The organism is Aeromonas sp. CD (assembly GCF_033349375.1).
GTDB lineage: Bacteria > Pseudomonadota > Gammaproteobacteria > Enterobacterales > Aeromonadaceae > Aeromonas > Aeromonas hydrophila.
Genome location: NZ_CP137631.1, coordinates 488404 through 513048, shown reverse-complemented (window position 1 = coordinate 513048; position 24645 = coordinate 488404). Strand labels below are relative to the sequence as shown.

The 24645-nt window shown below is 64.4% G+C and carries 25 protein-coding genes; 15 read left to right on the top strand and 10 right to left on the bottom strand.

The genetic code is table 11. The features are described 5' to 3' along the window. The first annotated feature begins 62 nt into the window (after positions 1-62). Entirely contained in the window at positions 63-1589 is a 1527-nt protein-coding gene (locus R2E40_RS02360; RefSeq protein WP_257685671.1) for a mechanosensitive ion channel family protein, read from the top strand. A 41-nt stretch (positions 1590-1630) separates the two neighbouring features. After that, positions 1631-2032, top strand: coding sequence for an STY0301 family protein (locus R2E40_RS02355; protein WP_041217702.1), 402 nt, complete (start codon positions 1631-1633; stop codon positions 2030-2032). 109 nt (positions 2033-2141) lie between these two features. Here R2E40_RS02355 and R2E40_RS02350 read toward each other — a convergent pair whose 3' ends face one another. From R2E40_RS02350 to lptM, 6 genes are all read right to left on the bottom strand, one after another. Further along, a complete protein-coding gene (locus tag R2E40_RS02350) occupies positions 2142-2852 on the bottom strand; it encodes an HAD-IA family hydrolase (protein WP_318164666.1) in 711 nt (236 codons plus the stop codon). Positions 2853-2892: 40 nt separating this feature from the next. Further along, a complete protein-coding gene (xerC, locus tag R2E40_RS02345; protein ID WP_106553490.1) occupies positions 2893-3870 on the bottom strand; it encodes a tyrosine recombinase XerC in 978 nt (325 codons plus the stop codon). Continuing rightward, complete coding sequence (locus R2E40_RS02340) at positions 3863-4543, bottom strand: DUF484 family protein (RefSeq protein ID WP_016349251.1); 681 nt, start codon at positions 4541-4543, stop codon at positions 3863-3865. Before R2E40_RS02340 ends, xerC begins: the two co-directional genes overlap by 8 nt. An 80-nt stretch (positions 4544-4623) precedes the next feature. Next, the gene (gene dapF, locus R2E40_RS02335) at positions 4624-5454 is read right to left on the bottom strand and encodes a diaminopimelate epimerase (protein WP_011704447.1); all 831 of its coding nucleotides are present in this window, start codon (positions 5452-5454) and stop codon (positions 4624-4626) included. A gap of 65 nt (positions 5455-5519) precedes the next feature. Next, positions 5520-6770, bottom strand: coding sequence for a diaminopimelate decarboxylase (gene lysA, locus R2E40_RS02330; protein WP_016349249.1), 1251 nt, complete (start codon positions 6768-6770; stop codon positions 5520-5522). 20 nt (positions 6771-6790) lie between these two features. Further along, entirely contained in the window at positions 6791-6967 is a 177-nt protein-coding gene (lptM, locus tag R2E40_RS02325) for an LPS translocon maturation chaperone LptM (protein ID WP_017408874.1), read from the bottom strand. Between the two features lie 73 nt (positions 6968-7040). Here lptM and cyaY point away from each other — a divergent pair, with 73 nt between their 5' ends. Together cyaY and R2E40_RS02315 are read left to right on the top strand one after the other, a co-directional pair. Beyond that, positions 7041-7355, top strand: a complete 315-nt coding sequence (gene cyaY, locus R2E40_RS02320) for an iron donor protein CyaY (protein WP_011704445.1) — start codon at positions 7041-7043, stop codon at positions 7353-7355. A gap of 14 nt (positions 7356-7369) precedes the next feature. After that, positions 7370-8023: an alpha/beta hydrolase gene (locus tag R2E40_RS02315; protein ID WP_318164665.1), complete on the top strand. Its 654-nt coding sequence runs from the start codon at positions 7370-7372 to the stop codon at positions 8021-8023. A gap of 123 nt (positions 8024-8146) precedes the next feature. On the opposite strand, the gene R2E40_RS02310 is transcribed toward R2E40_RS02315, so the two are convergent. Beyond that, positions 8147-10681, bottom strand: coding sequence for a class I adenylate cyclase (locus R2E40_RS02310; protein ID WP_011704443.1), 2535 nt, complete (start codon positions 10679-10681; stop codon positions 8147-8149). A gap of 323 nt (positions 10682-11004) precedes the next feature. Between R2E40_RS02310 and hemC the strand changes: the two genes are divergently transcribed. From hemC to R2E40_RS02290, 4 genes are read left to right on the top strand one after another with little or no spacing between them, the layout of a single operon-like run. Continuing rightward, positions 11005-11934 carry a hydroxymethylbilane synthase gene (gene hemC, locus R2E40_RS02305; protein WP_318164664.1) on the top strand — a complete coding sequence of 310 codons (930 nt, stop codon included), beginning with the start codon at positions 11005-11007 and terminating at the stop codon, positions 11932-11934. Continuing rightward, the gene (locus R2E40_RS02300) at positions 11931-12665 is read left to right on the top strand and encodes a uroporphyrinogen-III synthase (protein WP_318164663.1); all 735 of its coding nucleotides are present in this window, start codon (positions 11931-11933) and stop codon (positions 12663-12665) included. The genes hemC and R2E40_RS02300 overlap by 4 nt, the downstream gene beginning before the upstream one ends. Beyond that, positions 12662-13735, top strand: a complete 1074-nt coding sequence (locus R2E40_RS02295; RefSeq protein ID WP_318164662.1) for a uroporphyrinogen-III C-methyltransferase — start codon at positions 12662-12664, stop codon at positions 13733-13735. Before R2E40_RS02300 ends, R2E40_RS02295 begins: the two co-directional genes overlap by 4 nt. Positions 13736-13745: 10 nt before the next feature. Then, on the top strand, positions 13746-14909 hold the full coding sequence (locus tag R2E40_RS02290) for a heme biosynthesis HemY N-terminal domain-containing protein (protein ID WP_029301827.1): 1164 nt from the start codon (positions 13746-13748) through the stop codon (positions 14907-14909). Between the two features lie 157 nt (positions 14910-15066). On the opposite strand, the gene R2E40_RS02285 is transcribed toward R2E40_RS02290, so the two are convergent. Together R2E40_RS02285 and glpX are read right to left on the bottom strand one after the other, a co-directional pair. Beyond that, positions 15067-15318 (bottom strand): YkgJ family cysteine cluster protein, encoded by a 252-nt coding sequence (locus R2E40_RS02285; RefSeq protein WP_017408866.1) that lies wholly within the window; start codon positions 15316-15318, stop codon positions 15067-15069. Positions 15319-15475: 157 nt separating this feature from the next. Further along, complete coding sequence (glpX, locus tag R2E40_RS02280) at positions 15476-16486, bottom strand: class II fructose-bisphosphatase (RefSeq protein WP_016349240.1); 1011 nt, start codon at positions 16484-16486, stop codon at positions 15476-15478. Positions 16487-16706: 220 nt separating this feature from the next. Here glpX and R2E40_RS02275 point away from each other — a divergent pair, with 220 nt between their 5' ends. The 7 genes from R2E40_RS02275 to R2E40_RS02245 all read left to right on the top strand — a co-directional run bounded on the left by R2E40_RS02275 (position 16707) and on the right by R2E40_RS02245 (position 24234). Beyond that, positions 16707-17771 carry a porin gene (locus tag R2E40_RS02275; protein ID WP_016349239.1) on the top strand — a complete coding sequence of 355 codons (1065 nt, stop codon included), beginning with the start codon at positions 16707-16709 and terminating at the stop codon, positions 17769-17771. 117 nt (positions 17772-17888) lie between these two features. Then, entirely contained in the window at positions 17889-18800 is a 912-nt protein-coding gene (locus R2E40_RS02270; RefSeq protein WP_318164661.1) for an ABC transporter substrate-binding protein, read from the top strand. Positions 18801-19028: 228 nt separating this feature from the next. After that, positions 19029-21071: a TonB-dependent siderophore receptor gene (locus R2E40_RS02265; protein WP_318164660.1), complete on the top strand. Its 2043-nt coding sequence runs from the start codon at positions 19029-19031 to the stop codon at positions 21069-21071. Beyond that, positions 21071-21757 (top strand): PepSY-associated TM helix domain-containing protein, encoded by a 687-nt coding sequence (locus tag R2E40_RS02260; protein ID WP_318165529.1) that lies wholly within the window; start codon positions 21071-21073, stop codon positions 21755-21757. The genes R2E40_RS02265 and R2E40_RS02260 overlap by 1 nt, the downstream gene beginning before the upstream one ends. Before the next feature lie 177 nt (positions 21758-21934). Beyond that, a complete protein-coding gene (locus R2E40_RS02255; protein WP_318164659.1) occupies positions 21935-22972 on the top strand; it encodes an acyltransferase family protein in 1038 nt (345 codons plus the stop codon). A gap of 129 nt (positions 22973-23101) precedes the next feature. Next, positions 23102-23674 (top strand): hypothetical protein, encoded by a 573-nt coding sequence (locus R2E40_RS02250; RefSeq protein WP_318164658.1) that lies wholly within the window; start codon positions 23102-23104, stop codon positions 23672-23674. A gap of 125 nt (positions 23675-23799) precedes the next feature. Further along, positions 23800-24234 (top strand): N-acetyltransferase, encoded by a 435-nt coding sequence (locus tag R2E40_RS02245; protein ID WP_158198141.1) that lies wholly within the window; start codon positions 23800-23802, stop codon positions 24232-24234. Here the strand turns inward: R2E40_RS02245 and R2E40_RS02240 are convergent. Then, on the bottom strand, positions 24231-24596 hold the full coding sequence (locus tag R2E40_RS02240; RefSeq protein ID WP_257685661.1) for a winged helix-turn-helix transcriptional regulator: 366 nt from the start codon (positions 24594-24596) through the stop codon (positions 24231-24233). The genes R2E40_RS02245 and R2E40_RS02240 overlap by 4 nt on opposite strands. Between the last annotated feature and the right edge of the window lie 49 nt (positions 24597-24645).

Sequence of the window (24645 nt, the reverse complement as noted above, 5' to 3'; positions counted from 1 at the left end):
CCGCACCCATTTAGCGGGTTGAAACCAACTATGCTGGAAATAACCAATGATAAGGGGCTGCTATGTTTAGCGATAACCTCGTTGCGCTACCTACCCTGCTGTGGATTGGCGAACACCCGTTCTGGACCCTGTTGACCCTGTTCTTGCTCTTCACCCATTTCCTGCGCAGCCCCGGCCGTCGGCGGGAGCTGGTGAGCGAGCTCGGTTTCGTGATGATAAGCCTGGTGGTGATCCTGCTGATCCAGTTCGAAGGGGGCTGGTTTCGTCTGCCCCTGCCCCACCACTGGCTGGTGGAGATCTCCAGCCTGCTGGCCGGGCTGGTGCTGGTGAAGATCTGGGGGATCCTGCTGTTCCAGTTTCTGCTGCCCCTGTGCCAGATCCGCATCCCGCGCATCATCGCCGACATCGTCATCACGGTCGGCTACATCGGCTGGTGCCTGTTCCGCCTCTACGCCTCCGGCATGGCCCTCGGCGAGATCGTCACCACCTCCGCCGTCATCACCGCCGTCATCGCCTTCTCCATGCAGGACACCCTGGGCAACCTGCTGGCCGGTGTCTCGATCCAGCTCGACAACTCCATCGCCATCGGTGACTGGCTGCAGGTGGAAACCACCCAGGGCCGGGTGGTGGAGATCAACTGGCGCGCCACCACCATAGAGACCCGCAACTGGGAGACTGTGGTGATCCCCAACAGCCACCTGCTCAAGCAGCGCTTCACCGTGCTCGGACGGCGGCAGAACGCCCCCCTGCAGTGGCGCCGCTGGGTCTGGTTCGACATCACCCTGGATACCCTGCCCACCCAGATCATCGCCCTGGTGGAACAATCCCTGCGGGAGACCCGCATCCGCCACGTCTCCGCCAGCCCGCAGCCTGACTGCCTGCTGATGAACGTGGAAAACGGCATCGCCCGCTACGCGGTGCGCTACTGGCTCACCGATCTGGCGGTGGACGATCCCACCGACTCGGCGGTGCGCACCCTGATCGATGCCGCCCTGCGCCGCAACGACCGGCGCCTCACCCCACCCATCTTCAACGTCTTCATGACCACGGATCAGGATCACAAGGATCAGCGCCACAAGCGGCATACCGCCGAGCGCACCGACACCCTGCGCCGCCTGCCGCTGTTCGCCATGCTGCAGGAGGAGGAGTTGCTGCGGCTGGCGGATCAGGTCAAGTTCGCCCCCTTCGTCAACGGCGATCGGATGCTGAGCCAGGGAGAGGTCTCCGGCTGGCTGTTCGTGCTGGTGAAGGGGGATGCCCAGATGCTGGTGGAGGTGGAGGGGCGCGAGCTGCCGCTCGGCACCCTCAATGCCGGCGACTTCTTCGGCGAGTTGAGCCTGCTCACCGGCGAGCCCAGTCCGTTCACGGTGCGGGCCCAGGGGACCGTCGAAACCTATCGCATCAATCAGGCCATGTTCCAGGAGCTGGTGGCCCAGCGCGGCTCCCTGCTCGAGCCGCTCTACAAGGTGTTGAGCGCCCGTCAGCAGGAGCAGCAGGAGCTGCTGGCGCGGGAGGCGGAAGCCATGAAGCAGATCACCCCGCCACGGGATCTGCTGGACAAACTGATGGCGCTGTTTGGCGGTCGATGACGTAGCATGGCGGCTCAGGCTTTCTACCAGAGATGCATTTCATGCTGTTGACCGCACTGGCCCTGAGCGCCACCCTGCAATTTGACTGCCCCGCGACCATTGAAACCCGCCAGCAGCTGCTGGGGGCCAGCCCGGGGTGGCAGGCCGTCACCCGCAACGATCTGGGGGAACAACACCAGCCCCTCAGTCACCGGCTGGACAACCTGGCCCTGTTCGACGGCGACCCCGATGAGCGAGCCCAGCTCAAGCCGGACAACGGCGACAGCGACGCGCTGCACTACTGGAGTCTGGATCGCCGCAACCCCCGCCCCTTCTACCTGGTCTGCCACTATCGGGAGACCGCCATCACCCTGCAGCAGGCGCTGCCCGCCGGCATCAGCTACTGCCGGGTCAACCAGCCCGAGCCTTACGATCTACGCGGATTGATCTGCCGCAACGAGTGACAACTCCGACACGACCCAACAATGGCTGCTGCCTGCGGTGCATGATCGGCCGACAGGGGATGCATGTCGGCTGCGAACCGGCGGGTATGGGGTGGGTATGGAGGTCTGATTAGAGCAGCAGTTCGGCCAGCTCGCCCAGCGCCGTCAGCTCCACGTCCGGCAGCAGTTGCAACTCTCGCCAGGGTTGACCGCGCTCGTTGAGCCAGGCGATCTTGAAGCCGTGCAGCCTGGCCCCCAGCACGTCGGTCTGTGGATGATCCCCCACGTGCAGGATCTGGCCGGGCGCCAGCTTGAGTGCCCTCTGCGCCTCTACGAACATGTCCGGCGCCGGCTTCATCCTGCTGCCGAGGCCAGCCTTGCAGACCAGGGTGAAGTAATCCGCGAGACCAGCCCGGGTCAGGTCCAGATTGCCGTTGGTGATGACCACCAGCGGGTAGCGCTCGGCCAGCCTGGCCAGCAGGGCGTGGGTCTGGTCGCTCACCTCGATCTTCGAGCGCTCGGCCAGAAAGCCGGCGAACACCGACTCTGCCTCACGCTCTGCCAACCCTTGCGCCATCCCCCCCGCCATCAGCGCGGCCTGAATGCCGTGCCGGCGCGCTAGACTGACGTCGTGGCGCAGTGCCGGCTGTTCCAGCAGCAGGTTGTGCTTGAGCGCCTGCCAGCGCGGCTTGTCCAGCATGGCGGTGGCCAGGTATTCGCTGCGCAGGTGGCTCAGCATCCACTGCTCGGCCCGTTCGATGGCCGGGCCGTTGTCATAGAGGGTATCGTCGAGGTCAAACGAGATGGCGGCCACCGGCTGCCAGCGGCGATAGAACTGCATGGTATCTCCTCTTGTCGGGACCGAGCGGGCCCGGCCCTCTTCATTCGTCGTCCGGAGTGGCGGGATCCCGCTTCGCCCGCGGATGGGCGCTGTCATACACCTTGGCCAGATGCTGGAAGTCGAGGTGGGTGTAGATCTGGGTGGTGGAGAGATCGGCGTGACCCAGCAGCTCCTGCACCGCCCGCAGATCGCCGGAAGACTCCAGCATATGGGTGGCAAAGCTGTGGCGCAGCTTGTGGGGATGGACGTGGGCGTTGAGCGCCTGCTTGTTGCCCCAGCCGTCGAGCCGCTCCTGCACCGAGCGGGCCGACAGCCGCTGCTTGCGCTTGGAGACGAACAGCGCCTCCAGCTCGTCGCCGGCCAGCAGGGGGCGCAGCTTGAGCCATTTGTGCAGCCACTCCACCGCCATCCGCCCCACCGGCAGCACCCGCTCTCGCGAGCCCTTGCCGGTCACCCTGAGCTGGCGCTCGTCGAGCTTCACGTCCGCCAGATTGAGCCCCACCAGCTCCGCGAGTCGCAGGCCGGAGGAGTACATCAGCTCCATGATGGCGCGATCCCGCACCGCCAGCGGATCCTGCTCGTCGGTGATGTTGAGCAGCTGGTACATCTCGTCCACATCCAGGTTCTTGGGCAGCGGCCGCCCCTGCTTGGGGGTGACGATGCCGCGCGCCGGATTGGCCACCAGTCGCCCCTGCCGCACCTGCCAGTCGCAGAAACTGCGCAGGGCGGAGACCTTGGTGGCCAGCGAACGGGGCGCCAGCCCCGCCTTGTGCATCCGGGTCACCAGACTGCGCACCTGACTCGCCTCGAGCCGGGCCCAGTCGTCGACCCCGAGCTTCACCAGCTCGGCGGTCATGGCTTCCAGATGGGCCTGGTAGTTGCTGCGGGTGTGCGGGCTGAGCTGGCGTTCGACCCGCAGGTATTCGATGAAGGCCGCCAGCTCGTCGGCCAGCGCGGCCGGCAGGGGCTCGGCGGCTGGCGGCGCCTTGGCGGGGGATCTGGCCGGCGTCTTAGCCACGCGCCAGCTCGGGCAGACGCAGCTGCAGCAGGCGGCCAAGCTGGCCCAGCAGCAGGGTGTCGTTGTGGGGGGTGAAGTGGCTCGGATCCGAGCTGGCGAAGGCCAGCACGCCGAGATCGCCGAGCCGCATCAGCGCCACCGAGTTGACCAGCACGTCGTGGCCGAACAGCGCCTGCTTCTCGCTCTGGTTGAGCCGGCCGAAGTAGTAATCCTGACCCGGCAGGCGCTGACCCAGCAGCTGCTCGAGCTGTCTGCCCTCCGCCATGAACTTCTGCTCGGGGCCGCTCAACTGGAATTTTTTCGGACTGAGCCAGAGCCGCAGGCCGGTCAGCCGCAGCCGCTGCACGAACGCCTTGCCCATCACGGCGCTCACCTCGAACAGGCTCTGACAGCCGTACAGCTCGCCGTAGAGATCGGCATAGACCCGGAAGATCCGCTCGTTCTCGCTGGCGATCCCCATCAGCTCGGTGATCTCCTGCTCCAGCTGCTCGATGCGCTCGCGCTGTCTGTCCAGCTGGCGCTCCACCAGGGAGACGGTGCCCTTGCGTTCGTGAGGAATGCGGATCCGGTCCAGCATGGCCGCGTGGCGCTGGAAAAACTCGGGATAACGGGCCAGGTACTCCAGCACTGTGGCTTCATCCACCAGTGGTTCCTGCCGTTTGAGTTCGCTCATAACTTGGTTGGTCCATCCGAAAAAGGGGCGCAAGGCCCCGACATTAGTGCTTGGCTGAGCGGGGGCCTCCCCGCCCGTGCCTATAACTCTATCTGACCGTCAAATACGTGCTCGGCCGGCCCGGTCATGTAGACCGGCTGACCCGGCCCCTTCCAGGCGATGGTCAGCTTGCCCCCCGGCAGGGTGACGGTGACCCGCTCCTTGAGCTTGCCCTGGCTGATGCCCACCACCACGGCGGCACAGGCGCCAGTCCCGCAGGCCAGGGTCTCGCCCACCCCGCGTTCGAACACCCGCAGCTTGATCTCGCTGGCGTTCACCATCTCCATGAAGCCGACGTTGACCCGCTCGGGAAAACGCTCGTGTCGCTCCATGATGGGACCCAGGGTCGCCACCGGCGCATCGGCCACCGAGGGCACCTCGATGACGCAGTGAGGATTGCCCATGGAGACGGCCCCGCACATCACAGTATGCTCCTGGGCCCGCAGCAGGTAGGTTTTTTCCGCCTTCTGGGCCCGGAACGGGATCTTGCCCGGCTCGAACTGGGGCACCCCCATGTTGACCGTGACCTGGTTCTCCCCTTCCAGCTGCAGCACGATACGGCCGCGCGCCGTGCTCACCGCGATGCGATCCCGGTTGATCAGCCCCTTGAGGCGCACGAAGCGGGCGAAACAGCGGGCACCGTTGCCGCACTGCTCCACCTCGCTGCCATCGGCATTGAAGATGCGGTAGTGGAAGTCGAGCTCGGGATCGTAGGGCGGCTCCACCAGCAGCAGCTGGTCGAAGCCGATGCCGAAGTGGCGATCCGCCAGCTTCTTGATGACCTCATTGCTGAAAAACACCTTCTGGGTGACGCCATCCACCACCATGAAGTCGTTCCCCAGCCCGTGCATCTTGGAAAAATCTATCAACATCGTGCGTTCCTGTACCCTTGTTCACGCTCTCACCTGGAGGAACGCTTAGAGAAATCCATTAACAATCAGGGCAGTAAATGCTCACCGCGCCAGAGATCGGCCAACTGCTCGCGCTCTCTGATGAGGAACGACTGCGCTCCGTCCACCAGCACTTCGGCGGCGCGGGGACGGGTGTTGTAGTTGGAGGACATGGTAAAGCCATAGGCACCGGCGGAACGCACCGCCAGCAGGGAGCCCTCGGCGATCGCCAGGGTGCGCTCCTTGCCGAGGAAGTCACCGGTCTCGCAGACCGGGCCGACCACGTCGTACAGCGCCGGCTCGTGGGCCGTACGGCTGTCCACCTCGATGATGTTCATCCAGGCGCCGTAGAGCGAGGGACGAAGCAGATCGTTCATGCCGGCGTCGATCAGCGCGAAGTTGCGGGTCTCGCCCGGCTTGAGGTACTCCACCCGGGTCAGCAGCACGCCAGCGTTGGCGACGATGGCGCGGCCCGGTTCGAACAACAGGGTCAGATCCCGGCCCGCCAGCTTCTGCTTGAGCGCCTCGGCATATTCGCTGGGATGAGGCGGCTGCTCGGCGCCGTAATTGACCCCCAGGCCCCCGCCCACGTCCAGGTGGTGAATGTGGATGCCTTCCGCCGCCAGGCCGTCGATCAGCCGCAGCAGCTTGTCGGCCGCCTCCATGAACGGATTGAGTTCAGTGAGTTGCGAGCCGATATGGCAATCCACCCCGACGATCTCGATGTTGGCCATGGCCGCCGCCTTGCGGTAGATGGCGGGCGCCTGCTCGATGGGAATGCCGAACTTGTTCTGCTTGAGGCCGGTGGAGATATAGGGATGAGTACCGGCGTCAATGTCCGGGTTGACCCGCACCGACACCCGGGCCTTCTTGCCCATGCCGCCCGCCACTCGGTTCAGACGCTCCAGCTCGGCTTCCGACTCCAGGTTGAAACAGAGGATCTCTTTATCCAGCGCGAGGCGCATCTCGGCTTCGCTTTTGGCCACCCCGGAGAAGACCACCTTGGCCGGATCGCCGCCCGCCGCCAGCACCCGCGACAGCTCGCCACCGGAGACGATGTCAAAGCCAGAGCCAAGGCGTGCCAGCAGGTTGAGCAGCGCCAGGTTGGAGTTGGCCTTGACCGCATAGCAGATGAGATGGGGGATGTCGCCCGCCGCCTTGTCGAAGGCGTGCCAGTGGCGTTCAAGGGTGGCGCGGGAGTAGACGTACAGCGGGGTGCCGTACTGCTCGGCAAGTTGTTGCAGCGAGGTGTGTTCGGCCTGAAGCTGGCCGTCGGCGTCGTAGTTAAAGTGATCCAAGGGGGCGGTTCCTTCCTAAATTATTGCGGCGCGGCCTCTGGGGCAGCCTCGGCGGTCGCAGGCGTCTGTGCTTGCGGTGTACTCTGGGTCTGGGGCTGCTCGGGGGGCGGCATGTAGAGCGGTCCCGTCAGGCCACACGCGGCCAAACCAAGAGACAGAAGAGTGGCAAGCAGACACTTGGTAAGCTGGGTAATCATAATGGTTCGCTGCGAAAAAATTTTTGGCCCTCTATAATCGCACTCACATTGTTAAAAGCAACAGGATAAACCGATGAAGGATCACGAGTATCACGCCCTGACCGACGCCTTTTTCCAATATGTGGAGGACACCGTCGACGCAGGATATCCGGATATTGACTGTGAGCGTGCCGGCGGGGTCTTGACCCTGTCGTTCGAGAACAAGACCAAGGTCATCATCAACAAGCAGGAACCCCTGCACCAGATCTGGGTCGCCACCCGCGAGAACGGCTTCCACTTCGAGCTGCAAGGGGAAAGCTGGATCGACAACCGCTTCGGTCACGAGCTCAAGACGCTGCTGAGCAAGGCCTGCACCACCCAGGCGGGCGAACCCGTCCAGTTCCCATGATGACGCAGCCCGCCATGATCGATCTGCACCCTGAAGGCGCCCGTCACGCGGTGATCTGGCTGCACGGGCTGGGGGATTCCGGCGCCGGCCTCGCCCCGCTGGTGGATGCGCTGGCGCTGCCCGCCGACCTGCCGGTGCGTCATCTGCTGCCCGATGCGCCGGAGCGCGCCATCACCATCAACATGGGCTACAAGATGCGCGGCTGGTACGACATCAAGAGCTTCGACAACCCGGCGGACCGCGCCGTGGAGTCCCACGTCAGGGAGTCCGCGGCCCGCATCGCCGCGCTGATCGAACAACTGGTGGCGGAGGGCTTCGCCCCCGAGCGCATCGTGCTGGCCGGCTTCTCCCAGGGGGGCGTGATTGCCTCCTTCACCGCCCTGCGCCTGCCGCAGCAACTGGCGGGCCTGCTCTGCATGTCCACCTACCTGGCGGCCCCCGATACCCTGCTCGGCGAGATGAGCGAGGCTGCCCGCAGCCTGCCCATCTGCTACATGCACGGCATCTATGACGACGTGGTGAGCCTCTCCATGGGCTGGGACGCCAAGAACCGGCTGGAGGCGGCCGGGCTCTCCCTCGAGTGGCACGAGTACCCCATGAGCCACGAGATCTGCCGCCCGCAACTCGACGACATCCGTCAGTGGCTGCTGGCCCGCCTCGCGGGCTGAGCCAACCGCGGATAGCCAAACGGCCTGCAGATGCAGGCCGTTTTCATTCGATATGAGCGATGATCCTGTGCAGCAGGGGGCCGAGACCAGGGCGCTTGCGCGCACGCCGGACCGGCCCCTGCCCTACCCCGCGCCTGCGGCGGAGCCGAGCTCGCGCCCCTGACCACCGTCGCGCAGCTGACCTTGGCTGCGGTAGGGGATCACTTCCAGCTCGCCGTTGATCTGCACTATCTCGTAGTACTGGGGCAGGTTGAAGTTGCTGAACTGGCCCGCGTCGCTGAAGCGCTCGTGGCTGGAGGTATAGAAGCGGTTCACCCCCTGCACCAGCTCATCCTTGTTGCCGGCGAAGTGCTGGTAGATCTCCACCCGGTTCGCCTCGTCCAGGATATAGATGTTGGTGCCCGCATCCCGGGTATCGAAGAAGAACTGCACCAGCCCCTCGCTGGCATAGGCGTCGACGATACCGGGCAGATGCTGGCTGTGGGTCTTGTCGAGCCGCAGCGGCAGGTGATCCAGCTTGTTGTGGGAGATGTGGCGATAGAAGTCGACCGCGTTCTCCAGCTTCTTGACCGACACCCCGCGCCGCTCGAAGAAGATGCCGTACTTCTCCTTGCCGAGCGCCAGCGTCTTGACCAGCTGCTGCTTGTCGCGAGCCAGGCGCAGCTCGATGCATTCGGCCACCAGCTGCTGGAAACGGGTACGCACCAGAGAGCGGAAGTGCTGGCTGTAGCAGAACACCTCGATCATCTCGGGGGCGGCGGCATCCTGGTGCATCTTGCCGAGGATGGTAGTGAGAGCATCCACCACGGCCTCGTCCCCCTGGAAGTGCAGGGTACGGATCTCGCTCCAGGAGTTGCGATAGACCAGGTCCACCGAGCCCACCAGACACTCCTGGTTGCGGCCGAACGAGAAGACGTCGGCGGCATTGGCGTCGAACTCGATCACCTGGCCCACCCAGTGACTGGTCGGGTCCGTCTCCAGGTTGAGGAAGATGGAGAGCTGGCGGATCTCGCACGGCCGGCTGAGGGCCAGGTTGGTGGCGCGGGGATACTTGACCGGGAAGGTGCCGGACAGATCGCGACAGAACTGGTGCAGGTTGTCGATGTGCAGATCCGAGCCCTGGTTGAACAGGTGCACCCGGGACTGGGGCGTCAGCAGGCCGTTGAAGTAGGCCCACGACACCAGCTTGCTGATGTAGCCGTTATATTCGAGCGGCGCCCGGCCGATGATGTCCGCCGGTTCCAGCGAATGTTTGTAGAGATACCAGCCGGCGCGGTTCAAGCGGCCGTGCGGCACCTGCACGAAGCTGAGATCCGGCTCGCTCAAGTCCGGCGCAATCTTGAGGTTGATGCGCTGCACCTTGCCCGGCAGGCTCTCGAACGCGGCATAGAGCTTGCGCGACAGGATGCCGATGTCTTCCGGGTTGATGGACTCGCTGATGTTGTTGCGCCGGGCGAACTGGATCAGATTGCGGTAGCTCTGCATCAGGGCTTCCAGCAACTCGGCGTGAGCCACCTTGACGTCCTCGACCTTCCACTCCTGGCGGTGATCCAGATGATGCAACCGCTCCTGACTCCAGCCCCAGTAGGAGACCAGCTGGGTCATCTGCTCGCGGCGCCAGGCCGGGGAGTGCTCCTCTTTCGGGTGGCTGAGGCCGTCACACACCTTCAGATAGAAGCAGCGGCGCACCAGATCGAGCCGCTGCATGTCGCCGATGGACTTGAGGTAGTTGGTCACCTTGTCCAGCATCAGGCAGTAGTTGTCGAGCCGGTAGTGCATCCCCTCGTTGTGCTGGAACCAGTCGCGGCTGGTCACCGACAGCAGACGGGTGTTGGGATACTCGTGGGAGTAGGCCTCCATCAACACCGACTTGAGCACCGCCTTGTAGGGAGAGTCGATGCCCTTGTAGAGCTGCCAGAGGGCGGAGCCGAAGTACTCCTCGGCCGGAATGCGGTTGAAGCCACCGAGATCGAGCCAGTCATCCTGGCTCAGCTTGCCGTGGGCAAACAGGCCGTTGACGTAGTCGTCGTAGTGGTCGTCATACTCGCTGGGCACCAGATACCAGAGCAGCCGCTTGCCGGCGATCAGCATGGCGCTGCGGTAGAACTCGTCCAGCAGCAGCAGGTGCTGGGCGCTGCCGCAGCTCTCACCCTGCATCTGGGCATCGTTGCGCTGGCGGAACTTGTCCTCGGGGATCAGGAAGAAGTTGAGATCGACCCCCCGCTGCTCGGCCCACTTGGAGAGTTGCTGGCACTTGAGATCCAGCAGCTCGAGCCGCTCCTGCGACAAACCGGCCACGTGGCAGACCCAGATGTCGAGATCCGAGTGGCAGCACTGACCGATGGACGAGGTGCTGCCCATGGAGTAGAGCCCCTGGATCGACTTGTCATGGGTGGTGAGGCCGTTCAGGCAGTTGGCGTTCTGGCACAGGTCCTCGATGAAGGCCTGCTGGGCGTCATTGGCGGTAAAACTCCAGATGCCGTGCGGCACATCCCCCGCCACATAACCGGGCAGCAGGGGGTGATTGAAGTGCAGCATGACGGGTAGCAGCTGAAAAACCTGCTGCCCGTAGCGACTCATGAGACCTAGCGCCCGTTGCGTCTTGAGACGATTGAGTTCGTCGTAGCGCGCCACCAGCGTGTCGAGTTTTACCAGCAATGCCCTGCCTATACCGAGGTAAGAAATGACGCACCAAAACGGGGAGACGTCAAAAAAGTGTGATCATGTTAACAATGCAAACAGCGGTGGTAAACAAGCCCGCACACAATCGCCGGATTATTTATGACAAGTCACTAAACAGTATCATTGGAAAGCAATAAAAATCTGTAATTTCAATAAATTAACCGGCAAGCCAGACTTAATAAAAATCATTTTCAGCGGCCGTTTTTGAGCTTGAGCCCGCTTTTGCGGGCTGCGCCATGAAAGCCCCTGCAAAGGGTGGTAAGATCGTTTTCCTTCTAAAGATGAAACAACTGATTGATATGGCAGCCCGAACCCTGAAAATTGCCACTCGCAAGAGCCCCTTGGCCCTGTGGCAGGCCAACTTCGTCAAAGACCGGCTGGAAGCCCTGTACCCCGAGTTGCAGGTCGAGCTGGTACCCATGAGCACTCAGGGTGACAAGATCCTGGATACCCCTCTCGCCAAGGTGGGCGGCAAGGGGTTGTTCGTCAAGGAGCTGGAAACCGCCATGCTGGAGGGACGGGCCGACATCGCCGTTCACTCCATGAAAGACGTACCGGTGGAGTTCCCCGAGGGGCTCGGCCTGCACACCATCTGCGAGCGCGAAGATCCGCGTGATGCCTTTGTTTCCAACCGCTTCGGCCAGATTGATGAGCTGCCGCAGGGAGCCGTGGTCGGTACCTCCAGCCTGCGTCGTCAGTGCCAGCTGCGCGCGGCACGCCCGGATCTGGTGATCCGCGACCTGCGCGGCAACGTCAACACCCGTCTCGCCAAGCTGGACGCCGGTGAATACGACGCCATCATCCTCGCCGCCGCCGGCCTGAAACGGCTGGAGATGGCGCACCGCATCACCGCCTTCATCGAGCCGGAACAGAGCCTGCCCGCCAACGGCCAGGGTGCAGTCGGCATCGAATGCCGCCTCGACGATCACGAGCTGCACGTCCTGCTGGCCCCACTCGAACACCCAGAGACCCGCATCCGGGTGCTGACCGAGCGCGCCATGAACCGCGCCCTGCAGGGGGGCTGTCAGGTACCTATCGGGGCCTATGCTCTGGTGCAGGGGGAAGAAGTGTGGCTGCGCGGCCTGGTGGGCAGCCCGGATGGCAGCCGCGTCATCCGCGACGAGATCCGCGGTCCGCTGGCCGACGGCGAGGCCCTCGGTCACACCCTGGCCCAGCGTCTGCTGGCCGATGGCGCCGATGTCATCCTGGCCGAGGTCTACCGGGCATGATCCCGCTGGTGGTGCGCCCGGCCGCCCAGGCCGCCGAGCTGGCGGCGCTGCTGCGCCAGCACGGCCACGCACCGCTCTGCTGCCCGCTGCTGGAAACCGTGGCGGGCAGCGAACTGCACCGCCTGCCCGAACTGCTGCCCCAGGCCGACATCGTCATCGCCGTCAGCGTGCATGCAGTTCATTTCACTCATCATTTTCTGTTGCAAACTGGTCAGACCTGGCCAAATATTGACTACTTTGCGGTCGGCCAGGCCAGCGCGGATGCCTTCTCTGAGGTGGGCATCCAGGCCTTGAGCCCGGACGATCCGCGCAGCGAAGGGCTGCTGGCCCTGCCCGGCCTGCAACAGGTGAACGGCAAGCAGGTGCTGATCCTGCGCGGCAATGGCGGCCGGGATCTCATCGCCCGGACGCTGGCCTCACGCGGCGCACTGGTGCACTATTGTGCGGCCTATGAGCGCCACTACCCCGCACTGGACGGGGACGCATTGACCCGCCACTGGCAGGCGGCCGGGCTCGACAGCCTGCTCGTCACCAGCGGTGAACTACTGCAACGGCTGCTGGAGCTGGTCCCGGACCAACAGCTGCCCTGGCTGCACGACCGCCTGCTGGTGGTGCCCAGCCCGCGGGTGGCCGAGATGGCCGCGGCGGCGGGCTTTACCCATATCACGATTGCCCAGGGTGCATCCAACCAGGCCCTGACGGCCGCTCTGGAACTGAGGAAGATGGAATGACTGAACAGCAAGAAGTCCAGCCGAGTGCCGCGGCCTCCGTGGCCGACAACAAGCAACCCGGCCAGAAGGTCAACAACAAGAAGGGCAGCTCGGGCGCTGTGGTCGGCGGCATCGCCATCCTGCTGGCCCTCGGCCTGACCGGCGGCCTTTATCTGCACGGCCACAAGAGTGCCGTGGCCCAGCAGAGCGAGCTGAACCAGCTCAAGCTGCAACTGGCCGAGGCCATGAACAAGCTTGACCAGAGCAACAGCAAGGATGGCGAACAGCTGGCCGCCCTCGGCAAGCAGCAGCAACTGCTGCAGGACGAGCTCAAGGGGTTGCAGACCCGGGTGCTGGATCTCAACGACAAGCGCCCCAACGACTGGATGCTGGCCGAATCCGAATACCTGGTGCGGATGGCCGGTCGCAAGCTGTGGCTGGAACACGACCTCGTCTCCGCCATCACACTGCTCGGCAATGCCGACGAGCGCATCAAGGCGCTCAACGATCCCAGCCTGATGCCCATCCGCAAGGCGCTGGCCGAAGACATCGCCCAGCTCAAGGGGATGCCGCGCATCGACCGCGAAGGGCTGACCCTGAAGCTGGCCGCCCTCTCCGATCAGATCGAGCTGCTGCCACTCTCCACCGTCAGCATGCCGGAAGCCAAGAGCGAGCCCGATCAGGCCGTCAGCACCAACCCGGACGAGTGGGAGAGCAATCTCAAGAAGAACTGGGTCAAGTTCACCGAGAACTTCATCACCATCCGCCGTCGTGACGGCGCGGTGGAGGCCCTGCTCTCCCCGCAGCAGGAGATCTTCCTGCGCGAGAACCTCAAGACCAAGCTGCTGCAGGCCCAGCTCGCCGTCTACCGCGAGCAGCAGGCCCTCTATGACGACAGCCTGGACAAGGCCCAGCGCTGGCTGACCCAGTATTTCGATACCGACAACAGCGCCACCCACTACATGCAGTCCGAGCTGGACAAGCTCAAGGGGGAGCAGATCCAGTTCAACTATCCGGATCGCTTCAAGACCCAGGCCATGCTGGAAGAGGTGCTGACCGAGCGCCTGCAGCGCATTCTGGCCAGCAACTGAGGAGGGCACCATGATTCGTCTGATTGTACTGGTGGCCGCCATGGTGGCCGGCCTCATCTTCGGCCCGCAGGCCTCCGGCAACAAGGGCTATGTGCTGATCTCGCTGGGCAACTATACGGTTGAATCGTCGGTCACCAGTGCGGTGATCCTGGCGGTGCTGTTCTACGGTGCCCTGCTCATTGTCGAGTGGCTGCTGGGCCGGGTATTCGGCCTGCGCCGCAAGACGCTGGGCTGGTACGGCTCGCGCCGGCGCCGCAAGGCCAACCAGCAGACCGTGGCCGCCACCCTGGCCATGGCCGAGGGGCACTACAGCCAGGCCGAAAAGCTGATGCTCAAGGGTGCCAGCAACAGCGACACCCCGCTGCTCAACTACCTGAGCGCCGCCAAGGCGGCCCAGGCCCGTGGCGATGACGTGCGCCGGGACCAATACCTGCAAAAGGCGCAGGAGGAGAACCCCAAGGCCGAGCTGGCGCTGACCCTGACCCAGACCCAGCTGCAGATCGAGCAGGGCCAGTACGACACCGCGCTGGCCATGCTGGAGTCCGTCTACGCCCTCAACCCGCGCCACCCCATGGTGCTGGACCAGCTGCGCCAGGTGCACCTGGCCCGCGAGGACTGGGCTGCCCTCATCGACCTCATTCCGGTGCTGCACAAGGTGGGCAAGCTGACCCCCAAACAGGAAGAGGATCTGCTGCAGCAGGCCTGGCGTGGTCGCCTGAACGCTGCCAGCGGCGCCCTCGAGACGCTGCGCCCGATCTGGCAGGAGCTACCGCGCAAGCTGCGCCAGGATCCGGATCTGCTGGCCGCCTATGGCGATCGCCTGCGCCAGCTGGGAGCCGACAATGAGGCCGCCGAGCTGTGGCTGGATGCGCTGCGCAAGCAGGTCTCGCCCCAGCTGCTGGCCCGTCTGCCCAAGCTCAAGCTCGACAGCTACCAGCCGATGCTGACCCTGCTGCAGAAGATCCAGGATCAGCCTGGCGTCGATGCGGCGCTGGCCCAGGTCTACCTGCTGGCCGGTCAGCTGGACGATGCCCAGCGCCTGCTGGAGCAGGAGGTCGCAAAAGCGCCGAACGCCGCCGTCTACCACGCGCTCGGTCAGGTGATGGACAAGCGCCGCCTCACCAACAAGGCCAACGAGTACTACCGCCAGGCATTGCAGCTGGCCGACGTCTAATACCAGTTCGTCGCGAAATAAAAAGAGGCCGCAGTTGCGGCCTCTTTTTATTGGGATTGTTCCGAATGGCAGCACTCCCTTCTCCCCTCGTGGGAGAAGGGTCGGGGATGAAGGGGAACCAGCAGCCACCCTTTCCCCGAGGGAGAGGGTCAAGGGCTCAGGCGGTCAGCCGCTCCAGTTCACCGATGAGCCAGATGGCCTCTTCCCGGTGATAGCCGCACACGTCCTGCATGGGACGAAAGCCGCCACACACCGCCGGCCGCTCGGGCTGGCCAAAGATCTTGCAGCCCAGCCGCGCATCGAGCTGCACGCAGGGCACGCCGGCCGGTTTGCCGTCGGGCATGCCGGGAATGGCACTGCTGATACTGGGGGCGATGCAGCAGGCACCGCAACCTTGACGACATTCCATGTAATGCTTTCCTCGGCAGGGCGAACCAGTTTAGCAAAGGGCGGGGATTTTCCTCACTGTTATCCCGGCCCCGTCATGAAATAGTCCCCTTGCAAGCAGACAACAAAAAGCCCGACAGCGTCGGGCTTTGGTCGTTCAGCAACAGCCATCTTCCTGCTTACAGGATGATGTCGCGCACCACGCTGTCTTTGCGATCCAGGAAATGGATCGACTTGATGCGGCGGATGGTCCGCGATTTGCCACGGATCAGCAGGGTCTCGGTGGTCGCCATGACGCCGTCGCTGGTGATGCCGTCCAGCAGATCACCCTTGGTGATGCCGGTGGCCGAGAAGATGACGTTGTCATTCTTGGCCAGGTCTTCCAGCTTGAGCACCTTGCTCACGTCGATGCCAAGTGCCTCGCAGCGGGCAATTTCCTGCTCGCCCAGCGCACGCACTTCCGGGCTGTCGCCCTTGACCTGATGACGGGGCACCAGGCGGGCCTGCATGTCGCCGTCCAGCGCACGGATCACCGCCGCCGAGATCACCCCTTCCGGTGCGCCGCCGATGCCATACAGCATGTCCACTTCGCTGTCCGGCAGACAGGTGAGGATGGAGGCAGCCACGTCGCCATCGGGAATGGCGAACACCCGCACACCCAGCCCCTGCATCTCCTTGATCGCCTTGTCGTGACGCGGCTTGGCCAGGGTGATCACGGTCAGGCGGGAGAGCGGCTTGCCGAGCGCCTTGGCCACGGCCTTGAGGTTCAGCTCCAGCGCCTGATCGAGGTCGATGGCCCCCTTGGCCTTGGGACCCACGATCAGCTTCTCCATGTACATGTCGGGGGCCTTGAGGAAGGAGCCCTTGTCGCCGACGGCCAGCACGGCCAGGGCATTGGCCTGACCCATGGCGGTCATGCGGGTACCCTCGATGGGATCGACCGCGATGTCCACCGCGTCGCCCAGACCCGTGCCCACCTTCTCGCCGATGTAGAGCATGGGGGCTTCGTCAATTTCACCCTCGCCGATCACAATCTCACCATCGATCTGGATCTGATTGAGGATATGGCGCATGGCCGCAACGGCCGCCCCATCGGCGATATTCTTGTCACCACGTCCGAGCCACTTGTAGCCAGCCAGTGCAGCCGCTTCCGTCACTCGGGAAAACTCGATTGCCAGTTCACGTCTCATCGCATATCCAACCTTTGGAGCTCGAAAACGGGCGGCATTCTACCACAAGGGCAAACCTTTGCGCGCAAAAGTGGCGGTTCGTCACACAAAACACGGCCCTTTCACCAATTTGACATCAAACCGCCACCGACACTTCACGAGAGTGTCACCCCGCTGTCATCCCCCCTGCCTAGCATGGCCCCCGTCTTTTACAACAAAGCTTGCAACACAAGGGATTAAGATGAAAAAGCTGACTGTAGTGGCACTGGCTCTCACCGCGGCCTTCCAGGCTCACGCCGTTGAAGTTTACAAGAATGACACCACCACCCTGGATCTGTACGGCCGCATCTACGCCGGCCAGTTCTTCGGAGACAAGAAGGAAGGGGTCGACAGCACCCATCCGAACGGGACCCAGGAGTACAGCGACAAGCAGGGCGCCAATCAGTTCGTCCGCTTCGGCGCCAAGGTCGACAGCCAGATCAACAGCCAACTGAAGGCGCTGGCCCAGTACGAAGTGCAGATGTACATCAACGACAGCGAGAAGACCATCAGCGAGAACTCCGACAACCTGCGCACCCGTCTGGCGTTCGCCGGTGTTGGCGCCGACTGGGGCAACATCACCTTCGGTCGCCAAAAAGGGGCCCCGGGCTTCCTGGCTGACTGGACCGACGTTTCTCTCTCCGACGGTTACGGCAACGACGCGCTGGGCGCCAAGACCGACACCTTCGCCACCAACCGTGCCGGTTCCGTGCTGAAGTACTCCGGTCTGTTCAACGGCTTCCAGGTAGACACCAGCTACAAGTTCGACGGCGGTGACACCGAAGAAACCACCAGCAAGGACAGCGATGCCGCCTACGGCGCCGCCGTGGCCTACACCTTCCCGTTCAACCTGGCGCTGGGCACCGCCTACAACGTGGGGATCCGCGACAAGAACGGGGAAGAGGATGCCAAGCTGTGGCTGCTCTCCGCCAAGTACGACAACAAGGCCGTCTACGCCGCCCTGAGCTATGCGGACGGCACCGACTTCCTGGCCACCGGCAAGGATCACACCGGCTGGGAAGGGGCGCTGGGCTACAACTTCGAGAACGGCTTCGGCCTGATGGCGCTGTGGAACAAGCAGAAGGTAGAGCAGGACGGCAAGGCCGACTATGACTCCATCGACTATTACACCCTGGGCGCCCAGTACAAGTTCAACAAGAACCTGCGCGTCATCGGCGAATACCGCATCAACAACCTCGACAGCAAAGAGAGCGGCAAGCTCAACGTCAAGGATGACTTCCAGCTGGCGGCCCGCTACGACTTCTAAGTCGGGCTCCTCTGCACTGCGCGCGCCGGCATCAGCCGGCGCGCTCTTTTGCATCCGCGTCGGCGTGCCCTGCTCCCCATGATCTAGGCTCAACAGAACCACGACGAGGAGATCATCATGCCGCTACGCCTGCTCATCTGCTGCTGCCTGCTCTGCGCCCTGCCCGTCCAGGCGCTGACCATCGCCATGGTGCTGTGGCGCGGCGAGACCGATGCCGAGCGCGGCTTTCGCGACGAGCTGAACCGGCTCGGTCATCACCCCACCTTCGTTACCTTCAACGCCAATCAGGACAGAACCGTGCTGGCTACCCTGCTGCGCCAGCAACTGCTGCCCTCCCTCGCCGACTACGACTACATCTACTGCTTCGGCACCACCGCCACGGCCATGGTCAAGAGCCTGGTGGGCAACCGCAAGCCGTTGATTTTCAGCATAGTGTCCGACCCCGTCGGGGCCGGATTCCTGTCCGACGACAAGACGGAAAACCGGATGGTGGCCGGCACCAGCAACATGGTGCCGATGGCGCTGCAGCTCGCCAACGCCCGCCGCTATCTGCCCGCCGGGAAGGGGCTGCTGCTGCCGTTCAACCCGCGCGAGCAGAACACCCTGCTGACCGGCGAGATGCTGCTGCGCGAAGCCCGTCGCTACCAGTGGGAACTCACCACCTGGCGCATCGCGCCAGACAAGCGGCGACTGGCCAGCGAGCTCAAGCGGCTGCAGCGCGACGCCAAAGAGAGCATCGTGTTTCTCGCCGCCGACAGCTACCTGCTCTCCATCGCCCCCGAACTGCTGGCCGCCCTCAACGAGGCGGGCATTCCCACCATCTGCAGCGCCGAGCTCTATGTCGAGCACGGCTGCACCGTCGGCACCATCAGCAGCTATCGAGCCCTCGGCCAGATGGCGGCCAACATCATCCACCGCAACCTGCAGGGCACCCCGCTGCAGGATATCCCGCTGCAGACCGACCCGGCGCCGCGGCTGGTACTGGGCAAGCAGCTGGCCGAGATCGCCCCCTCCTCCGCCGACCACTGAGCCCCTCATCCCCCTTCTTCCCTCCTCCCGTCACCTTGCCGGCAGGGCGCCCTGTCGGCGGTGGCGAGCCATCCGATACCCAGTCCCATAACCAAAACATGTTTCTATTGCACAGCTAATGAAAATCAATATCATTAGCATCCTCCCAAATGGGAGAAAACAAAATAATTACAAATAAATCAATAAGTTCAGACCATCAGGTCGCTTCTTCAAGAGTCAACACGCAACATGCACACACCTCACCACCCGCGCACTCTGCTGAGTGTCGCCCTGCTGGCCCTGAGCGCCGGCGCACACGCCGAAGACGAGACCATGACAGTGGTCGGCAAACGCAGCCAACATGAAGAGGTCGCCACCGCGACCCGTACCAGCACCCCGGCCAAGCTGGTGCCGCAGGCCATCGACAGCGTCAAGGCAAGCGAGCTGACCGCCTTCGGCCAGCCCACCCTGAGCGAGGCGCTGACCGGCATCCCCGGCGTCAACGCCAGCGGTGACACCCGCTTCGACGGGGTCAACATCCGCGGCTTCAGCGCCAGCAACGACTTCTATCTGGACGGTTTTCGCGACGACATGCAGTACACCCGCGACCTTGGCAACACCGAGCGGGTCGAAGTGCTCAAGGGGCCGGCGGCGGTGCTCTATGGCCGTGGCAGCACCGGCGGCATCGTCAACCGGGTCAGCAAGAAACCGCAGAAGGGTCTGGAGTCCAGCGTCAGCGCCCAGGTCGGCAGCTTCGACAGCCGCCGGCTGGCCGCCGACCTGAACGGTGAAGCGGGTGAGCAGGTGCAGGTGCGCCTCAACCTGGCCCAGGAAGACAAAGAGAGCTTTCGCAACGGCGTGACCAGCAAGCGCACCCTGCTGGCCCCCTCCGTCAACTGGGAGATCAGCGACAAGCTGAACTGGCTGCTGCAGTACGAGCGCAATGAGCACGACCGCACCCCGGATCGCGGCATCCCCGGCGTCAACGGCCGGCCGGCCAACGTGCCGAAGGAGTATGTCTACAGCGACACCCGCCGCGACTTCATCGACGATGTGGCCCAGTCCACCCGCTCCCGCCTTACCTGGGACATCAACGATCAGTGGCAACTGCGCCAGCAGCTGGGCTACACCAGCCTCGACAGCCAGTTCGACAACACCTATGTCACCAGCGTGAAGGGGGATCAGGTGACCCGCTCCCGCTGGCAGCAGGATCTCAAGGCCAACAGCCTGATCAGCAACACCGAGGCCGAAGGCCAGCTGCAGACCGGCCCCATCGAGCACCGTCTGCTGGTGGGCTTCGAGCAGAACTGGCAGGAGCGCACCCCCAAGCTCTACCAGAACGCCACCGCGATCCCGGCCGGCAACCTCTATGATCCGGGCTCCCTGCCCACCTACGACGGCGCCATGAAGCTCTCCAGCGACGCCAACCACAAGGTGCGCGGCTACGGCCTCTATGTGCAGGATCAGCTCAGCCTGGGCGACTGGCACCTGCTGGCGGGTCTGCGCCGCGACGACTTCACCGTCACCAGCCGCCGCAACGACCTCAACAAGGAGGAGACCGTCTCGGTCACCAGCCTGAGCCCGCGCCTTGGCCTGGTGTGGAACCCGATCGAGGAGCATGCCTTCTACGCCTCCTACAGCAAGACCTTCACCCCGGTGGGCGGGGAGCTGATCGGCATCACCCCGGGCGACAAGAACAACAACTTGGATCCCCAGCACACCCGGCTGTACGAGGGCGGCGTGAAGAGCGACTGGCTGGATGGCCGCCTGGCGACCACCCTCTCCCTCTACCGGCTGGAGATGTACAACAAGCGCAGCAAGGATCCGCTGGATCCCACCAAGGTGATCCTCACCGGTCTGCAGCGCACCGAGGGGATCGAGCTGAGCGCCCGCGCCCAGCTGACCGACGAGCTCTACCTGCGCGGCGGCATCGCCATCCAGGATGCCGAGCAGGTCAAGGCGGACGCCGATCTGCAAGGCAAGCGGCCGATGAACGTCTCTCGCCAGAACGGCGAGCTGTTCGCCGGCTATCAGAGCGGCAAGCAGGGCTGGTTCGGCGAGACCGGGGTGACCGCGGTGGGCGATCGCTTCGCCGACAACGCCAACACCACCACATTGCCCGGTTACGCCCGCTTCGACGCCCGTGCCGGCTACCGCTGGCAGCAGTGGGAAACCCAGCTGAGCGTGGAGAACCTGACCGATCACGACTACTTCGTCAGCGCCACCAGCGCCTCCCAGATCATGCCGGGCACACCCCGTCAGCTGCATCTGAGCGCCGCCTACCGCTTCTGATCCCCGCCTTTTCCCGATCCCTCTGGCCAGCGTTCGCTGGCCAGATTTTTATGAAGCACCGAGCGATGAAACGCAGAAAACTCCCCCTGCACAACAACAAGTGGGTGCGCCGCATCCACGCCTGGGCCGGCTTTGCCACCCTCACCCTGATGCTGCTCTACGGCCTCACCGGCCTCTGGCTGCAGCACAGGGCCGTGCTGCCGCTGCCCGGCCCCCACACCGATAAATCCAGTGAAGAGATAGTGCTGAGCACACCGCTGACCAGCCCGGATGAGCTGAAAAGCCTGCTGCAGCAACGCTATGCAGAAGGGTTCGAGGAGGGGCGCGTCCAGCTCACCCCGCCCCAGACCCTGCCCACCCCCGACGGCCCGCTCACCCTGCCGGCCCGCTGGGAGATGCGCGGCGTCACCCTCAGCCAGAGCGTGGCCGCCAGCTATGTGGCGGGCACATTGCTGGTGCGCACCGAACTGCAGCAGGCCAACTTCGCCGCCAGCCTCAACCGGCTGCACCGCGGCATGGGCACCGGCCTGCCGTGGCAGCTGGTGGGGGATCTGGCGGCGCTGGCCATGCTGCTGCTGGCCCTCACCAGCCTGCTGATGTGGAACAAGCTGCACGGCCCGGCCGCGCGCGGCATCGCCCTGCTGCTGCTGGGCGCCCTGGTCACCGTGCTGGTGGCCCTGCTCTAGCGCATTTACCGACGGCAAAACGGGATCTGGCTCTCGGCGGCGGTAACCTTGCCCGCACCTCGGGTAACAAAGGGTAACCGGCCGCCGATGGGGGTCACAGTTGCCGGCCTGGCGGCTGGATGAGGATCGCCTGCGGCTGCTAGGGTTGCGCCCTCAACCCAAGCGGCAAGAGGCAGCATGCGCATCTCCAGCATCGAATGCGGACGGGTGGTGGCCATCATGGCGGTGATGGCCATTCACCTCTCCCCCTTCAGCAACCCCTTCGACCCCACCCTGTGGGACGGCACCCTCTACTTCTGGCTCGGGGGCGTCATCAACCAGCTCTGCCGCTTCGCGGTGCCGCTGTTCTTCCTCTGCGCCGGCTACTTTCTGCAACCCGCCCTCGCCGCAGGCCATCCCCTGACCGTGGCGCTGCGCTACTGCCGCCCCCTGCTGGGGCTCTGGCTGGCATGGAGCCTGCTCTACGTGCTGATCCCCTTCAACCCGCTCGCGGCGGTGAGCGAGGGCTACCTGCCGGCCATGGCGAGCCAGTGGCAGATGCAGCTGGGGGATCCGCTCAACGCCTGGTGGGTGGGCGGCATGATCCACCTCTGGTTCCTGCCCGCCCTGATGCTGGCGGTGCTGATCCTGGCGCTCTGCCAGCAGGCCCGCCTGCCCCGGCTGGCCCTGCTGCTGGGTGCTCTGCTCTACGGGCTGGCCCTGCTCGGCGGCTCCTATGGCCCGCCGCTGCTGGGGGGTGAGTGGGCCCTGCTGACCCGCAACGGCCCCTTCTTCTCGCTGCTGTTCGTGACCCTCGGCGCCGAGCTGCGCCTGCGCGCCTGGCAGCCAGATGCCAGGCACTGCGCCCTGCTGATGATGGCGGGGATGGGGCTCTACGCCCTGGAGGCCGCAGGGCTGCTGCACTTTGCCGCCGTGCCGCTCAACCGCCACGACTTCCTGCTGGGTTCGCTCCCCTGGGCGCTGGGGCTGTTCGGCCTGCTGCTGGCCAACCCGGGCTGGGGCCGGGGCAGCTGGCTCGAACGCCAGGCCCCCAAGGTGCTGGGCCTCTACTGCCTGCACATGATGCTGGTGGTGTGGCTGATGATCTTCGGCCCGCAGGGCAAGCAGGTGTGGTGGGAGCTGCTGAAGGTGCCGGCGCTGCTGGCGCTCTCCCTGCTCAGCTACCGGCTGCTGGCGCTGGGGGCGGCCAGTCGCTGGCTGCTGCGGGCCCGCTGAGGGGAACAGGGGATGGGAGGGAGGCCGATCCCTCCCCACTCAAGGCTGAATGGGGGGTTCAATTTTTATTCATCACGAATAGATAAACTCCGGGACTCCTTAAACGCGACACCCAGGAGTCACGACCGTATGAAGTTGCTCACCAAGATGCTGTTCACCAAGCAATCCGGCCTTGTCCTCGTTCTGCTCGCCGCCAGCGGCTCCCTCAGCGCCGCCCAGATCGCCAACAACAACATCACCGAAGCCGAGATCAAGGCCGCGCAGGATGCCTGGGGCAAGGCCCTGATCCAGATCAGCGATGACTACCGCAGCGGCGGCATCGACAAGGCCAGAGCCACCGCCACCGCCGTGCTCGACGGCGCCTACGGCTACAGCCATGGCCCCGTGCTGTTCAAGCCGACCCTGGCCGGCGGCGAGCAGACCTTCCGCATCAATCAGGAAGGGGCGCTGGCCTACTTCGTCGGCAACAACAAGGCCTATCCCGCCGACACCGGCTTCGCCCTCAAGAACTGGCAGAGTTACGACTACAGCAATGCCGCCGTCTACATCAACGGCGACATGGCCCTCACCATGGGCAAGGTGCACCTGACCGACCGAGACAACAAGCAGACCACGGTCGACAAGACCTGGGGCTTCAAGAAGGGGGACGACGGCAAGGTACGCATCGTGCTGCACCACTCCTCCCTCCCCTACGCCGGCTAACGGCAACAGGCGACCTGCGGGTCGCCTGTTTTGTTATGGGGGTAGCAGTTTGGCCACTCGCCGGGTGACGACGGGGCCTGTGCTGTTACCATGCCTCCCTTGTGATGATTCCAGACGAGACACCCATGCAGATCCGCCCCTTCACCCCGGCCGACACCGAGGCCGTCCTCGCCATCTGGCTGGAGGCCTCCCTGCAGGCCCACCACTTCATCGAGCCCGCCTACTGGCACGCCAACCTGGCGCCGATGCGGGAGATCTATCTGCCCGCCGCCGACAGCCAGCTGCTCTGCCTGGGTGAGCAGGTGCTGGGCTTCTACTCCCTGCACGAGGGCTCCCTGGCTGCCCTCTTCGTGGTTCCCGCACAGCAGGGGCAAGGGCTGGGCAAGGCCCTGCTCGAGCACGCCAAACAGCAGTTGCCGACCCTGCGGCTGCAGGTCTATCAGCAGAACCGGACCGCGTGCGACTTCTATCGCGCGCAAGGATTTCAGGTGGCGGCCGAGGGCGTGGATCCCCACACCGGCTGCGCCGAGTGGGTGATGGTCTGGCCGGCGCGGGATTAACTGGGCTCGCCGAGATGGGGTTCGTCGCGGGCCGCCCCCGCTTCGCACTGCGCCAGTAGATCGCCGTGGCTCAGCGCGAAGTCGTGCATCTGCTGAAGCAGGGGGAGCAGGGCGACTCCGAGCGGGCTCAGGCTGTACTCCACCCGGGGCGGCACGTCGGGGTAGAGGGTGCGGATGATGACGCCATCGCTCTCCAGCTCCTTGAGCTGGGCGGTGAGCACCTTCTGGCTCACCTCGGGCAGGCTGCGGCGCAGGTCGCCAAAGCGCAGGGTCTGCGCGCGCAGATGAAACAAGATGGCCGGTTTCCATTTGCCGGCCAGCAGGCGCAGCACCCGATAGGCGGGACAGGGCAGTGAGGACAAGGGATGGCTCGCAAGTGGTTACTTTGCGGTAACTATGCCACGAAAATGT

Coding starts and splice junctions, on each gene's coding strand:
- R2E40_RS02360 (WP_257685671.1), top strand. CDS start 63: ATGTTTAGCGATAACCTCGTTGCGCTACCTACCCTGCTGTGGATTGGC.
- R2E40_RS02355 (WP_041217702.1), top strand. CDS start 1,631: ATGCTGTTGACCGCACTGGCCCTGAGCGCCACCCTGCAATTTGACTGC.
- R2E40_RS02350 (WP_318164666.1), bottom strand. CDS start 2,852: ATGCAGTTCTATCGCCGCTGGCAGCCGGTGGCCGCCATCTCGTTTGAC.
- R2E40_RS02340 (WP_016349251.1), bottom strand. CDS start 4,543: ATGAGCGAACTCAAACGGCAGGAACCACTGGTGGATGAAGCCACAGTG.
- dapF (WP_011704447.1), bottom strand. CDS start 5,454: ATGTTGATAGATTTTTCCAAGATGCACGGGCTGGGGAACGACTTCATG.
- lptM (WP_017408874.1), bottom strand. CDS start 6,967: ATGATTACCCAGCTTACCAAGTGTCTGCTTGCCACTCTTCTGTCTCTT.
- cyaY (WP_011704445.1), top strand. CDS start 7,041: ATGAAGGATCACGAGTATCACGCCCTGACCGACGCCTTTTTCCAATAT.
- R2E40_RS02315 (WP_318164665.1), top strand. CDS start 7,370: ATGATCGATCTGCACCCTGAAGGCGCCCGTCACGCGGTGATCTGGCTG.
- hemC (WP_318164664.1), top strand. CDS start 11,005: ATGGCAGCCCGAACCCTGAAAATTGCCACTCGCAAGAGCCCCTTGGCC.
- R2E40_RS02300 (WP_318164663.1), top strand. CDS start 11,931: ATGATCCCGCTGGTGGTGCGCCCGGCCGCCCAGGCCGCCGAGCTGGCG.
- R2E40_RS02295 (WP_318164662.1), top strand. CDS start 12,662: ATGACTGAACAGCAAGAAGTCCAGCCGAGTGCCGCGGCCTCCGTGGCC.
- R2E40_RS02290 (WP_029301827.1), top strand. CDS start 13,746: ATGATTCGTCTGATTGTACTGGTGGCCGCCATGGTGGCCGGCCTCATC.
- R2E40_RS02285 (WP_017408866.1), bottom strand. CDS start 15,318: ATGGAATGTCGTCAAGGTTGCGGTGCCTGCTGCATCGCCCCCAGTATC.
- glpX (WP_016349240.1), bottom strand. CDS start 16,486: ATGAGACGTGAACTGGCAATCGAGTTTTCCCGAGTGACGGAAGCGGCT.
- R2E40_RS02275 (WP_016349239.1), top strand. CDS start 16,707: ATGAAAAAGCTGACTGTAGTGGCACTGGCTCTCACCGCGGCCTTCCAG.
- R2E40_RS02270 (WP_318164661.1), top strand. CDS start 17,889: ATGCCGCTACGCCTGCTCATCTGCTGCTGCCTGCTCTGCGCCCTGCCC.
- R2E40_RS02265 (WP_318164660.1), top strand. CDS start 19,029: ATGCACACACCTCACCACCCGCGCACTCTGCTGAGTGTCGCCCTGCTG.
- R2E40_RS02255 (WP_318164659.1), top strand. CDS start 21,935: ATGCGCATCTCCAGCATCGAATGCGGACGGGTGGTGGCCATCATGGCG.
- R2E40_RS02250 (WP_318164658.1), top strand. CDS start 23,102: ATGAAGTTGCTCACCAAGATGCTGTTCACCAAGCAATCCGGCCTTGTC.
- R2E40_RS02245 (WP_158198141.1), top strand. CDS start 23,800: ATGCAGATCCGCCCCTTCACCCCGGCCGACACCGAGGCCGTCCTCGCC.